Below are 14,060 nucleotides of genomic sequence, written 5' to 3' on the forward strand. Positions count from 1 at the left end.
GGTTCCTAGTTCTCAAAGCCGTAGAACAGCAGTTCAAAGATGCCACGCGCGTGCCGGGTTGCACGCAAGTAGTCCTCTTCGAGTTCCACGCCAAAGTGCGGCTCATAGCCGCACCACCGAGCCACGGCTTCCATATCGCGCGCCGAACTCGGCAAGACATCGCTGGAACGTCCGGACGTGATGATTTCAGCACTGCGAATCTGCGTAGCCAGCCGCCAAGCAATCGCCAGCAGTTCGCTATCGTCTTGCGCAATGAGCTCCAATTTCGCCAGCTCTTCCAACGCCCGGAGCGTCGAGGTGGTGCGCAGGGATTCGTGCTTCCAGGCGTATTGCAACTGGTAGAACTGCACCAGCCATTCAATGTCCGAGAGCGAGCCTCGTCCCAGTTTCAGGTGGCGGTTGGGGTCGGCACCTCGTGGGAGCCGTTCGGACTCAACGCGGGCCTTGATCTTGCGGATATCCCGGATCTCCGACTCGTCCAGTCCCTTGCCGTAGCGCACCGGCCTAATCAATTCCATGAAATCTTCAGCCAACTGGTCATCGCCGGCAAACGGGCGTGCACGCTGCAACGCCTGGCGTTCCCAGATTTCCACCCATCGCTGGTAATAGGTGGCGTAGGCGTCGAGAGAACGGACCAGCATTCCCTGGCGGCCCTCGGGGCGCAGATCCGAGTCCACTTTCAATTTCACTTCAGCTGGAATGGCTGGTTTCAACGGTTTGGCGGTCCACGACACCAGGTCGGTAACTACCCGAAGCGCTTGTTCTTGAGCAGCTTGGGCCGTGGCGCCAGGAACCGGGCGCTGCACGAACAGGACGTCCGCATCAGAGCCGTAGCCGATTTCCCGACCGCCTTGGCGGCCCATGGCAATGACCGAAACGACAGCATGTTCCCCGTGCTTGGCCTGGTCAGCAGCCAAGAGGACCTTCAGCACCCCGTCAACCATGGCGGCGTCGATGTTAGAGAGTGCTACGCCAACTTCGTCAACGGTCAGCAGGCCGGCGCCGTCGGCAAGCGCGACACGCAAGAACTCGCGGCGGCGCACCATGCGGATCATGCGGATGGCAGCTTCTGGCTGCTTCGTGCGATGGATGATCGAGGTGTTCTGCTGCAGCAGGTTCTCGAATGTCTGCGGCGTCAAGGACGCGTCGGAGCCCAGCCAAGCGGCCGCCGCCGGCTCATTGGCCAGCAGGTCGGTCAGGAAGCGCGTATTGGAGAGCAAGTGGCTCAGCCGTTCGGCGGCAGCGTTGGTATCGCGCAGCATGCCGAGGAACCAATGGGACTTGCCCAGCGCTTCGCTGAGCCGGCGGAAGCCCAGCAATCCAGCATCCGGGTCCACCCCGCGGGCAAACCAGTCCAGGAGTACCGGCAGCAATTGCCGTTGCAATGACGCACTGCGCGAGACCCCACCGGTCAGGGCTTCAATGTGCCGCATCGCCGCCTTCGGGTCGAGATAGCCCAGGGCGCGCAGGCGGGCTTGCGCCGATTCGGCGGTGAGCTTGACATCATCGGCCGAGAGGTTGGAACTACTGACCAGGAGCGGACGGTAGAAAATACGCTCGTGCAGCGAACGCACCATGCGCTTGGTTTCATTCCAGCGGCGCATCAGCTTCTCCGGGCTGCTGAGCTGCCGGTCGCCGGCACCACGGATCGATCGTGCAAGCACGCGCTGGGCGCTTTCTGCCCGGGGCATCAAGTGGGTACGGCGCAATTGGCTGAGCTGTATCCGGTGCTCCAGCAAGCGCAGGAAACGGTATGAGTCATCGAAATTCGTCGCATCATCACGGCCGATGTAGCCGATATCGCTCATCGCTTGGATGGCCAGGGTGGTGGTTGGCACCTGGATGGCGGGGTCGACTCGACCATGGACGAGTTGGAGCAGCTGGACGGTGAATTCGACATCGCGCAGTCCACCGGGGCCCAGCTTGATTTGCCACGCAACATCTTGCTTGTCGATGTTGTCGCTGACGCGTCGGCGCATGGCCTGGACGGATTCAACGAAGCCCTCACGCTCGGAACTGGACCAAACCATTGGCGAAACCATCCGCTCATAAGAGCGTCCCAGTTCCTTGTCGCCGGCAATCGCGCGGGCCTTGAGCAGGGCTTGGAATTCCCATGAATGGGCCCACCGGCGGTAATACGCTTCATGGGATGAGAGCGTACGGGTCAAGGCCCCGTCCTTGCCCTCGGGGCGAAGATTCGCATCCACTTCCCAGAGCATCGGCTCAGGGCCAGGGACCATCAGTGCACGTGCCGTGTTCCCGCAGATCACCGTCGCGATCGCGGCGGCCAGGTCGTCATCGATTCCCGGCGTGGAATCGTGGACGTAAATGACATCGACGTCCGAAATATAGTTCAGTTCACGTGCACCGCACTTGCCCATGCCAATGATGGTGATCTTAACCCGATCAACGTCGCCAGCATCATATTGTTCGGCGGCTTCGGCCCGGGCAATGGCCAATGCCCCCTCCAACGCGGCACCAGCCATGTCGGCCAGTTCGGCGGCGACCAGGGGCAGAATGCGCTGCGGCTGGGTGGAACCCAAGTCCCGGTGGGCCAGCGAGAGCAAGGCCTTGCGGTAGGCGGTGCGCAAGCGCTGTCGCGCTTCAGCACCGGTATGGGAAGAGACCCAGTGCCCGCCGTCTGATTGCTTGGCCTCGATCGATGCCAGCAAGTCCTCGACCAGCTGTTCCGCGGGCACGGGGACGAATTCACCGGGTGGGGCGTGGCGGACGATCTCCAGCGCCTCGGGACAACGCATGAGGAACTCCCCGAGCGCAGAAGAGCTGCCCAGAAGCCTGATGAGCCCTTGGCAGCTATCGGGCTCCAGGAAGATATCGATGACTTCCGGGTGCCGATCTACCAACCGCAGGGCCAGCAGCAGTGCCTGGTCCGGATCTGGCGCATGCGCCATCTTGCTCACGATCAGGCTGGGATCAATCCGGGACAGTTCCTCGGCCTGAAGGAATTTCTTGGCCCTTTCGATGTCGCTGAAGCCAGCGTTGAGCAATGCTCGCGAGGGTACTTCCGGCATGGTGTCTCGTGTTCTCCCGCATTTCGCCGCGCAGCTTCACGCGGCGAAGTCTCTAGAGGATTCCCAAATACTTGTTCAGTTCGTAGGGGGTAATGACCTGGCGGTACTCTTCCCATTCGGTGCGCTTGTTCGACAGGAACGAGTTGAATACCTGCTCGCCGAGGATCTCGGCCATCAGTTCCGACTCTTCCATGGCGCGCAATGCGTCGTGCAGGCTGCCAGGCAGCGGAACGTGGCCCGAGGCGCGGCGTTCTGCCGTGGACAGGCTCCAGACATCATCCTCGGTTGGCTCTTCCAGCTCGTAGCCTTCGCGGATGCCCTTCAGCCCAGCGCCCAGCAATACTGCGTAGGCCAGGTACGGATTGGCTGCCGAGTCGATACCGCGGTATTCCACGCGGGCGGACTGTCCCTTGCCTGGCTTGTACAGCGGCACGCGGACCAGTGCCGAGCGGTTGTTGTGCCCCCACGAACGGTGGCTCGGCGCCTCGCCTCCACCCCACAACCGCTTGTACGAGTTCACGTACTGGTTGGTGATGGCGGTCATTTCCGGCGCATGGTGCAAGATGCCGGCGATGAAGGACCGGGCCACATCGGAGAGCTGGTATTCGCGGCCAGCTTCGAAGAACGCGTTAGCGTCACCTTCGAACAAGGAGAAGTGGGTATGCATGCCGCTGCCCGGATGGTCGGCAAATGGCTTGGGCATGAAGGTTGCGTGGATGCCTTTCTGCATCGCCATCTCCTTGATGACGGTACGGAAGGTCATGATGTTATCGGCGGTCTGCAAGGCATCTGCGTAGCGCAGATCGATTTCGTTCTGGCCTGGACCTGTTTCGTGGTGGGAGAACTCCACCGAAATGCCCAGCGCTTCCAGCGTGGTCACGGAAGCACGGCGGAAGTCCTGCCCCACGCCATCTGGCACGTGGTCGAAGTAGCCACCGTTGTCGATCGGCTGGGGACGGCCATTGGCATCCAGTTGATCGTTCTCCAGCAAATAGAATTCGATCTCCGGGTGGGTGTAGCAAGTGAAACCCATATTCGATGCTTCGGCCAGCTGGCGCTTGAGCACCTGGCGCGGATCTGCATTGGACGGCTGGCCCTCAGGGGTCAGGATGTCGCAGAACATGCGGGAGGTCGGTTCGACTTCGCCGCGCCACGGCAGGATCTGGAAGGTGGCAGGATCTGGCTGAAGCAACATGTCAGACTCGGAGATCCGGGACAGTCCATCAATGGAGGAACCATCGAATCCCAGACCTTCTTCGAAAGCATCTTCAACTTCAGCAGGAGCCAACGCCACCGACTTGAGCGAACCAACGACGTCAGTAAACCACATTCGCACAAATCGAACGTCGCGTTCTTCAATGGTGCGCAGTACAAATTCCTGCTGACGATCCATTTTCCACCACCTTTGGGATTCTGATATCCGGCGCTGATCACAACCGGTAAGAAAATTGACCTGTGGCAACACTATATCGGTTCAGAACCGTCCCAACGATCAGCATCGCCCTGTCCAAGTGCGATAAAGTCGATTCATGCCACAACCATACCTAGGGAACCCTGAAAAAGGCCCGTCCCGTATCCGACTTCATCATTTGCAGCAGGCCAAGGACAATGGCGAAAAATTCGCGATGTTAACTGCTTATGACGTAATGATGGCAGAGATTTTCGATTCGGCCGGGATCGAGATGCTGCTGGTTGGCGACTCCGCTGCCAATACCGTACTCGGCTACGAGTCCACGCTGCCGATTACCCTCGACGAAATGATCATGTTCACCAAAGCTGTCGCCAACGGGGCCAAACGCGCCATGGTCGTTGCCGACCTCCCGTTTGGCAGCTACGAGCAGTCCCCTGCCCAGGCCGTTGCCACTGCGGTGCGCCTGATGAAGGAGGGCCATGCCCACGCGGTCAAGATGGAGGGCACCGCGCAATACGCCGAGCATGTCCGCGCCATGGTCCTTGCCGGAGTTCCCGTTATCGGGCACATCGGATTCACTCCGCAGTCCGAGCATGCATTGGGCGGGTACCGTGTGCAGGGCCGTGGCGACGCAGTAGAGCAGATGAAGCACGACGCTGTGCAATTGCAGGATGCAGGCGCCTTCTGCATCCTGATGGAAATGGTGCCAAGCCCGGTCGCTGCCAAAATCGATGCCGCGCTGAAGGTGCCGACCATCGGCATCGGCGCTGGCAATTCCACCACCGGACAGGTCCTGGTTTGGCAGGACATGCTGGGTCTTGGCGGGGGCCGCACCCCGCGCTTCGTGAAGAAGTACGCTGATCTGCGTGAGGTTGTCGGCAACGCGGTGCGCGAGTACCACCAGGACGTGGTTTCCGGCACCTTCCCCTCGGCAGAGTACGAGTTCAAGGAATAGAAGCCGGCTCACGCCATATCGCAAAGCGGTGCGCTGCCTCGATGTCATCCATCGTGGCAGCGCACCGCTTTGCCATTCGCCGCACCGGCCTGGCTCGGTGCCCTTGACTTCTACTCGTCGTCTTCCTCTGCGTCGTCCCACGCCTCATTGCGTGCCTGGACCTTCGCCATTGCCGCTTCGGCTTCAGCAACCGTGTCATATGGGCCAAGCAACTGCGACCAATCAGACTGCGGGCCATTCTCCACGGTCTTGGTCGAGACGTTGTACCAGTACTGCCCCTCGCCCGGGGTGCCAACTGAGCTCATGGAAAACTCCTCTATTCTCGATTCTTGCTGCTTCTTCCACGGTATCCCAACCGGCGGAAAATAGGTGCAACACCACCTGTTCTATCGGCTATCTCCTAGCGAAGCGGCAGATACGTGAAGCTAGAATAAAAGCATGGCTATTGCTTCAACTGCACCCCTTGGAAATCTCACCGCCGGCACGGTCTCCCCGGAACTTCCGGTACCGAAACACATTGAACGCCCCGAATACGTTGGCAAGAAGGAACCTGCCAGCAACACGGCTTCGGAAATCAAAAGCCCAGAAGTCATCGAACGCATTCGCATAGCTTCAAGGATTGCCGCTCAGGCACTGCAGGAAGTTGGCAAGGCTTGCCAGCCGGGAGCCACCACCGACCAGCTCGATCGGCTTGGCCACGAATTCCTCATGGATCACAACGCCTACCCGTCAACCTTGGGCTACCGCGGATTCCCCAAGTCGCTGTGCTCCTCGTTGAACGAGGTCATCTGCCACGGCATCCCGGACACCACCGTGTTGCAAGATGGCGACATCATCAATATCGATATCACCGCCTTCATCGGTGGCGTTCACGGAGATAACAACGCCACCTTCCTGGTCGGTGACGTGGATGAAGAATCGCGCCTGCTGGTCGAGCGCACCGAAAACTCGCTGAAGCGCGCCATCAAGGCCGTGATGCCAGGGCGTGAGATCAATGTGATCGGCCGAAGCATTGAAACCTACGCCAAGCGGTTCGGCTACGGCGTGGTCCGCGACTTCACCGGCCACGGCGTCGGCGAGGCCTTCCATTCCGGCTTGATCATCCCGCATTACGATGCGGCGCCGGCCTACAACACTCCCATCGAGCCGGGCATGGTTTTCACCATCGAGCCGATGCTCACCTTGGGCACCGTCGAATGGGACATGTGGGAAGACGACTGGACCGTGACCACCAAGGACAAGAAGCGCACCGCGCAGTTCGAGCACACCCTGCTGGTCACCGACGATGGCGCGGAAATTCTCACCCTGCCATAGCCGCTGCGACGCCTACGCCAAACGCCAGTGCCCGCGACCTCGAAAGGTCTGGGGCACTGGCGTTTGCTCTATGCGAAAACTGCTAGTCGGCCGAGAGCGGACGCTGGTTTCCCTGCGGCACCTTGCCACGGCGATCGCGCAGCCGGGCAATGGCGGTCTCGAAATCAGTCAGCGACTGGAAGTTGTGGTACACACTGGCAAAGCGCAAGTAAGCGACCTCGTCGAGGCGCGACAATGGCTCCAAGATGGCCAAGCCCACCTGGTGGGCCGGGATTTCAGCAGCCCCGGAGGTCCGGACTGCCTCTTCGACTTCCTGGGCCAGGACGGCAAGGTCGTGATCGGTGACCGGGCGGCCCTGGCAGGCCTTGCGAACACCGTTAATGACCTTGTTGCGCGAGAACGGTTCTACGGCACCGGACTGCTTGAGCACGTTGAGGCTGGCAGTTTCGGTGGTGGTGAAACGGCGCGAACAAGCCGTGCACTGGCGTCGGCGGCGGATCGAGACGCCGTCGTCGGCAACTCGACTATCGACCACTCGGGAATCCGCATTGCGGCAATACGGGCAGTTCACGGCACCTCCATCTGTAGCCTAAGAAGCATTCTCGGTTCACCCATGGTGGCAAGAATCAACTCATGTCACCTAACAGTTTAGCGTCTATTGCGCGTTTCGCACCGCGACCGCGTCTCCATGGGCTGGCAGGTCCTCGGCATTGGCAAGATTAATCACGTGAGCGGCCACTTCGCCCAGCGCGGCCTTGTCGTAGTTGATCACCTGGATGGCTTTCAAGAAGGTATTCACGTTCAGCCCCGAGGCGTGCAGCGCGGTGCCACTGGTCGGCAGCACGTGGTTGGATCCTGCGCAGTAGTCGCCCAGCGAAACCGGGGCATAGGCGCCGACAAACACGGCGCCAGCAGCGGTGATGCGGGCCGCGGTGGATTCCGCCTCGGCCACCATGATTTCCAGGTGCTCGGCGGCGTAGGCGTTGCACACCTCGATCCCCTGCTCCAGGTCCTTGACCAAGATGACGGCCGATTGGGATCCTGACAGTGCCTCTGTCACACGGGCGGAGTGCTTGGTGGCGGCAACCTGCACCATGAGTTCCTTGCGCACGCCAGCAGCTAGTTCAGGTGAATCGGTAATCAGCACGGCCGCGGCGTTGGCATCGTGTTCTGCCTGCGAAATCATATCGGCAGCGACGAAGCCCGGGTTAGCTCCCTTGTCGGCAAGAATCGCGATTTCCGTAGGACCAGCTTCAGCGTCAATGCCTACCACGCCCTTGACCAAGCGCTTGGCGGTTGCCACGAACACGTTGCCTGGACCGGAGATCACGTCAACCGGTTCGATCCCGCCACGCTCATCGTTCGGCATGTCCACCCCGTAGGCGAACGCGGCAACAGCCTGGGCACCGCCCATGGCGTGCACCTCGTCGATGCCCAGCAGCTTGGCGGCAGCCAAGATGGTGGGGTGCGGCAGTCCGGCGAATTCCTTCTGCGGCGGGCTGGCCAGGGCTAGCGAGCTGACGCCGGCTGCCTGGGCAGGTACGGCGTTCATGATGACCGAGGACGGGTAGACGGCCAGGCCACCTGGCACGTACAGGCCGACGCGGCGCACCGGGACCCAGCGCTGGGTGACAGTTGCCCCGGTAGCGTAGCGGACTTCGGCGTCGTCCGGGCGCTGGGCCTTGGCGAATACGCGGGCGCGGTCAATGGATTCTTCCAGCGCCAGGCGAACCTGCGGGTCCAGTTCTTCCAGGGCGCGGTCCAGCTCATGCTGCGGCACACGGGTATGCTCCAGCTCAACGTGGTCAAAGCGCTGGGCCAGGTCCTTGAGTGTTTCCATGCCATGGGCGCGGACATCATCGATGATCTGCTGCACGGTTTCGGCAGCGGTCTGGGAGTTCATCTCCGGGCGCGGCAGCTTGGCTTTCAGCTGTGCGTAGCCCAGGGATTCGTTGCGCCAATCAAGGGTGGCGAGTGCTGAGAATTCGGTTTCTGGAATAGTGCTCACCTACCTAGTTTAACGCCGATGACCGGGGAAGGTTCATTAGTTACCTTCCCCGGTCATCCAAGCCGTGATCCGATTACCTATACGTCCAGGCAGTGCGGGCCCAGCAGCACCTTCAAATCGCCGAACAAGGCAGGATTGGGGTTTACCCTGAAGTTCATGCCCAGGCGCAGCAGCGAGGTGCCGCGGCTGCCGGTGAGCTTCACCCGCACCTCGGTGTTGCCACTGTGCGTGCGCAGCACATCACCCAGCTTCTGCACCAGGGTCTCGGTGGCCTTGTGTGTCGGAATGCCGATGACTACCGGTCCCCCGTTGGCATCCTCGGAAATTTCCGGGATCATCATTTCCTGCGCGTTCAGGGTGATGGAGCCGTCATCGCGGCGCTGCACGCGCCCCTTGATGACCACGATCAGGTCATCGGCCAGGATCTCGGCGATCGGCTGGTAGGCCTGGCCGAAGAACATGACCTCCATCGAACCGGAGAGGTCTTCGATCTCGCAGCGCGCATACGGGTTGCCGCTCTTCTTGGCGATGCGCCGCTGCAGACCGGAAATCATGCCGGCGATGGAAATGATGTGGCCATCCTGCGGGCCGTCATCCGAGAGCACGTGCGTGACCGGCATGTCAGCGTACTGGTCCAGGGCCGAGCCCAGTCCCTGCAGCGGGTGGTCGGAAACGTACAGGCCGAGCATGTCGCGCTCGTAGGCCAGTTTTTCCTTCTTGTCCCAATCGGGCATGTCGGGGATCGCCACGTGCATCGACTCCGAGGACTCATCCGCGCCCAGGGCGCTGAACAGGTCGAACTGGTTGGCCGCCTCGTTGCGCTTGACCTGGATCACCGAATCCACGGCTTCTTCGTGGATGGCCACCAGCGCCCGGCGTGGATGCTTCATGGAGTCGAAGGCACCGGCCTTGATCAGCGATTCAATGGTTCGCTTGTTGCAGACCACGGCCGGGACCTTGCCCAGGAAATCGTTGAAGTCGTTGTAGTTGCCCTTCTCCGTGCGGGCCTCGACCATGCCGGCCACCGCATTGGTGCCGACGTTGCGGATGGCGCCCATGCCGAAGCGGATATCCTTGCCCACTGGGGTGAAGTTCAACGCCGATTCGTTGACATCCGGCGGCAGCACGGTGATGCCGATGTGGCGGCATTCGTTCAGGTACAGTGCCAGCTTGTCCTTGTCATCGCCCACCGAGGTCAGCAGCGCGGCCATGTATTCGGCCGGGTAGTGCGCCTTGAGGTAGGCGGTCCAGTAGGAGACCACGCCGTACGCGGCCGAGTGGGCCTTGTTGAACGCGTAGTCGGAGAATGGCAGCAAGATGTCCCACAGGGTCTGCACGGCGGCGTCCGAGTAGCCGTTGTCGTTCATGCCCTGCTTGAAGCCGGCGAACTGCTTATCCAGTTCCGACTTCTTCTTCTTGCCCATGGCACGGCGCAAGATATCGGCCTGGCCCAGCGAGTAGCCGGCCAGCTTCTGCGCAATAGCCATAACCTGCTCCTGATACACGATCAGGCCGTAGGTGCCGCCGAGGATCTCTGCCAGCGGTTCAGCGAGCTCCGGGTGGATTGGGGTGACTTCCTGCAACCCGGTCTTGCGCAGGGCGTAGTTGGTGTGGGAGTTGGCGCCCATCGGGCCCGGACGGTACAGCGCGATCACTGCGGAGATGTCTTCGAAGTTATCGGGGCGCATCATCTTCAGCAGCGAGCGCATGGGACCGCCATCGAGCTGGAACACGCCCAGGGTGTCGCCGCGGGCCAGCAGGTTGTAGGCCTCGGGGTCCTCGATACTCAGGGTCTCGAGGTCGATTTTGGTGCCGGTGTTGTACTCGATGTTCTCCAGGGCATCGGAAATGATGGTGAGGTTGCGCAACCCCAGGAAGTCCATCTTGATCAGCCCCAGGCCTTCACAGGTCGGGTAGTCGAACTGGGTAATGACCTGTCCATCCTGGATGCGCCGCATGATGGGGATGACGTCGATGATCGGGTCCGAGCTCATGATCACGCCGGCGGCGTGCACGCCCCACTGGCGCTTCAGGCCTTCCAGGCCCTTGGCCGTCTCGAAGACGCGGGCCGCCTCCGGGTCATTGGCCACCAGGTTGCGGAAGTCCCCCGCCTCCGAATAGCGCTTGGATTGCGGGTTCTCGATGTCGTTCAGCGGGATGTCCTTGGCCATCACCGCCGGCGGCAGCGCCTTGGTCAGGGTCTCGCCCATGCTGAACGGGTAGCCGAGCACGCGCGATGAGTCCTTCAGCGCCTGCTTGGTCTTGATTGAACCGTAGGTCACGATCATCGATACGCGCTCATCACCGTACTTCTCGGTCACGTACTTGATGACCTCGGAACGGCGGCGATCATCGAAGTCGACATCGAAGTCGGGCATGGAAACACGTTCCGGGTTCAGGAAACGCTCGAAGATCAGGCCGTGCACCAGCGGATCGAGGTCCGTGATCCGCATGGCGTAGGCGACCATGGAGCCTGCACCCGAACCACGCCCCGGGCCAACACGGATGCCGTGGTCCTTGGACCAGTTGATGAAGTCGGCCACGACCAGGAAGTATCCCGGGAAGCCCATCTTGATGATGACGTCCAGCTCGTAGTCTGCCTGCTTGCGCGAAGCCTCTGGGATGCCGTTCGGGTAGCGGTAGTGCAGTCCCTTGTCGACTTCCTTGATCAGCCAGCTGGTTTCGTCCTCCCCCGGCGGGCAAGGGAATTTCGGCATGTAGTTGGCGTTCGTGTCGAAGGAGACCTCGACCCGGTCGGCGATCGCCAGGGTGTTGTCGCAGGCTTCAGGAAATTCCTTGAACAAATCGCGCATTTCGCGCGCCGATTTCAGGTAGTAGCCGGTGCCGGAAAAAGCGAAGCGGCTGCCGCCCTGGTCATAGGTGGGCTCGTCGAGCGTGGAGCCGGAGTTGATGGCCAGCAGCGCCTCGTGGGCCTTGGCATCGGATTCATGGGTGTAGTGCAGGTCGTTGGTAGCCACCAGCGGAATGCCCAGTTCCTTGGCCAGGCGCAGCAGGTCCTTGGTGATGCGGCGTTCGATCTCCAGACCGTGGTCCATGATCTCGCAGAAGTAGTTTTCCTTGCCGAATAAATCCTGCAGTTCAGCCGCGGCCGCCTTCGCCGCATCGTACTGGCCCAGGCGAAGCTTGGTCTGGACTTCACCCGAAGGGCAGCCGGTCGTGGCAATGAGGCCTTCGTGGTGCTCGTTGAGCAGCTCGCGGTCCCAGCGCGGGTATTTGCCGAACACGGAGTCCAGCGAGGCGCGGGACGAACCCTTGAAAAGGTTGTCCATGCCCTTGTTGTTGTACGAGAGCAGGGTCATGTGGTTGTACAGGCCGCCACCGGAAACGTCATCGCCCTTTTGCGATTCGTCGGTACGCCATTTCACGCGGGTCTTGTCGTCGCGCGCGGTGCCCGGGGTGACATAGGCTTCTACGCCGATGATCGGCTTAACGCCAGCTCCGGTGGCTTGGCGCCAGAAATCGAAGGCACCGAACAGGTAGCCATGGTCGGTAATCGCCATGGCTTCCATGCCCTGCCGGTTAGCTTCGGCGAAGAGTTCGCCTAGGCGCGCCGCACCGTCCAGCATGGAGTATTCGGTGTGGGTATGAAGATGGACAAATCCGTCACGTGTAGCACTCACCCAACCAGTCTAGCGATCAAACCCGGACTTGGGCCCACCCCGGCGCGGTGCTGTGGCTAGCACGACACAAGGTGCTGCCGGCCAGTGGCCAACAGCACCTTGGAACTCAGTATCCGCCTTCGCGCAGCAGCTCGACGGCGCCTGCCAGATCCGCAGGATATTCGCTTTCGTATTCCATCCACTGGCCGGAGACCGGATGGGAGAATCCAAGACGTTTTGCATGCAGCCACTGCCGGGTCAGGCCCAGAGCGGCACCCAGCTTGGGATCCGCTCCGTAGGTCTGGTCTCCGGCACAAGGGTGCCCGAAGGCTGAGAAGTGGACGCGGATCTGGTGGGTGCGCCCGGTTTCCAGTTGCACCTCGACCAGCGAGGCGCGGCCGAAGGCCTCGATCACCTTGTAGTGGGTGACCGAGTCCCGCCCGCCATCCAGGACAGCGAACTTCCAGTCGTGGCCCGGGTGGCGCCCGATCGGCGCGTCGATGGTGCCTTCCAGCGGGTCAGGCAGGCCCTGCACCACCGCATGGTAGATCTTCTTGGGGGTGCGTTCCTTGAAGGCGCGCTTCAGTTCGGTGTAGGCGCGTTCGGTTTTCGCCACGACCATCAGGCCGCTGGTGCCCACGTCCAAGCGGTGCACTATGCCTTGGCGTTCGGCGGCACCGGAAGTGGTGATGTTGTAGCCCTCGGCCATGAGTGCGCCGACAACTGTCGGGCCCACCCACCCCGGGGATGGATGGGCTGCGACACCCACGGGCTTGTCGATGACCACATAGTCATCGTCGTCCGCGATAATCTTCAGCTCTTCCACTTTCTCAACCTTAATTTCTAATGGGTCTGCCTGCGGCGGGATGGTGACTACCAGCTGGTCCCCCGCCTTGATCTTCAGAGATTTGGCAATGGTTCGTCCGTTGACCTGGATCTGCGAATCCTTGCAAAGGCTCGAAGCCAAGGTGCGCGGGATCTGCAGGGACCGGGAGATATAGGCGTCAAGGCGTGCACCGGCATCGGCTGGGTCAACCAGCAGTTCGTGAATGGTGGTTTCGTTCGAGATCATGCGTTTGGTTCTGCTTCGTCCTTGTTGGACTTGTCTTTCTTTGGAGGATCGCCAATGCTGCCATCGAGGTTGCGCCCGCGGATGAGCATGTACGCCACCGCGATCATGGAACAGACGATGAAGGAGTCGGCGACGTTGAAGATAGCGAAGTGGGTGACGGAAAACATGTCTACCACATGGCCGAATCCGTAGCCCGGTTCACGGAACAGCCGGTCCACGACATTGCCCAGGACACCGCCGAGCAGGCAGCCCAGGGCTATGGCCCAGCTTCTGGACAGCACCTTGCGGAAAAACAGGTAAATGACGTAGACCGCGACTGCCGATTGCAGGATCGCGAAGACTATGGTGAAGTCTTCGCCGATGGAGAAGGCGGCACCAGGGTTCAGGATGTAGTGGATGTTGAAGAATCCGGGAATCACTTCAATCGATTGGCCAAGCCGCATGTTCTGTTCAACGGCAATTTTGACGGTTTGGTCCAGTACCAGCGCGATCAGAGCGATCACGAGGCCAAGGCCAACGTATTTCTTCGCCTTCGCGCCCGCGTTTCCGGATTGAACTGCGTCCACAGTGGTACCCATTATTTCCTCTTAAACGTCAACGGTGGTGATCGGAATGTATCCGTTCACCACCGTTGATCTTACTTGATAG

10 protein-coding genes are annotated in these 14,060 nt (G+C 61.0%); 2 read left to right on the forward strand and 8 right to left on the reverse strand.

Annotation, left to right across the window (positions count from 1 at the left end; genetic code table 11):
- Nucleotides 1-5: 5 nt before the first annotated feature.
- The gene (locus tag ACFVHU_RS03365) at nt 6-3,032 is read right to left on the reverse strand and encodes a bifunctional [glutamine synthetase] adenylyltransferase/[glutamine synthetase]-adenylyl-L-tyrosine phosphorylase (protein WP_388022449.1); all 3,027 of its coding nucleotides are present in this window, start codon (nt 3,030-3,032) and stop codon (nt 6-8) included.
- Nucleotides 3,033-3,084: 52 nt separating this feature from the next.
- Nucleotides 3,085-4,425 carry a type I glutamate--ammonia ligase gene (glnA, locus tag ACFVHU_RS03370; RefSeq protein WP_105656784.1) on the reverse strand — a complete coding sequence of 447 codons (1,341 nt, stop codon included), beginning with the start codon at nt 4,423-4,425 and terminating at the stop codon, nt 3,085-3,087.
- Nucleotides 4,426-4,561: 136 nt separating this feature from the next.
- Here glnA and panB point away from each other — a divergent pair, with 136 nt between their 5' ends.
- On the forward strand, nt 4,562-5,398 hold the full coding sequence (gene panB / locus ACFVHU_RS03375; RefSeq protein WP_133834276.1) for a 3-methyl-2-oxobutanoate hydroxymethyltransferase: 837 nt from the start codon (nt 4,562-4,564) through the stop codon (nt 5,396-5,398).
- 110 nt (nt 5,399-5,508) lie between these two features.
- Here the strand turns inward: panB and ACFVHU_RS03380 are convergent, their stop codons facing one another.
- Entirely contained in the window at nt 5,509-5,703 is a 195-nt protein-coding gene (locus ACFVHU_RS03380) for a hypothetical protein (protein ID WP_105656786.1), read from the reverse strand.
- Between the two features lie 133 nt (nt 5,704-5,836).
- On the opposite strand from ACFVHU_RS03380, the gene map reads away from it, so the two are divergent.
- On the forward strand, nt 5,837-6,712 hold the full coding sequence (map, locus tag ACFVHU_RS03385) for a type I methionyl aminopeptidase (protein WP_105656787.1): 876 nt from the start codon (nt 5,837-5,839) through the stop codon (nt 6,710-6,712).
- Nucleotides 6,713-6,794: 82 nt separating this feature from the next.
- On the opposite strand, the gene nrdR is transcribed toward map, so the two are convergent.
- The 5 genes from nrdR to lspA all read right to left on the reverse strand — a co-directional run bounded on the left by nrdR (nt 6,795) and on the right by lspA (nt 13,990).
- Entirely contained in the window at nt 6,795-7,283 is a 489-nt protein-coding gene (gene nrdR, locus ACFVHU_RS03390) for a transcriptional regulator NrdR (RefSeq protein WP_105656788.1), read from the reverse strand.
- A gap of 84 nt (nt 7,284-7,367) precedes the next feature.
- On the reverse strand, nt 7,368-8,720 hold the full coding sequence (gene hisD / locus ACFVHU_RS03395; RefSeq protein WP_105656789.1) for a histidinol dehydrogenase: 1,353 nt from the start codon (nt 8,718-8,720) through the stop codon (nt 7,368-7,370).
- A gap of 77 nt (nt 8,721-8,797) precedes the next feature.
- The gene (dnaE, locus tag ACFVHU_RS03400; protein WP_105656790.1) at nt 8,798-12,361 is read right to left on the reverse strand and encodes a DNA polymerase III subunit alpha; all 3,564 of its coding nucleotides are present in this window, start codon (nt 12,359-12,361) and stop codon (nt 8,798-8,800) included.
- A gap of 106 nt (nt 12,362-12,467) precedes the next feature.
- Nucleotides 12,468-13,412, reverse strand: coding sequence for an RluA family pseudouridine synthase (locus ACFVHU_RS03405; protein WP_105656791.1), 945 nt, complete (start codon nt 13,410-13,412; stop codon nt 12,468-12,470).
- Nucleotides 13,409-13,990, reverse strand: coding sequence for a signal peptidase II (lspA, locus tag ACFVHU_RS03410; protein WP_388022455.1), 582 nt, complete (start codon nt 13,988-13,990; stop codon nt 13,409-13,411). The genes ACFVHU_RS03405 and lspA overlap by 4 nt, the downstream gene beginning before the upstream one ends.
- Nucleotides 13,991-14,060 lie beyond the last annotated feature (70 nt).

Origin of the sequence: Glutamicibacter sp. NPDC127525, from assembly GCF_042672105.1 — a bacterium.
In the GTDB taxonomy this organism is placed as follows: Bacteria; Actinomycetota; Actinomycetes; order Actinomycetales; family Micrococcaceae; genus Glutamicibacter.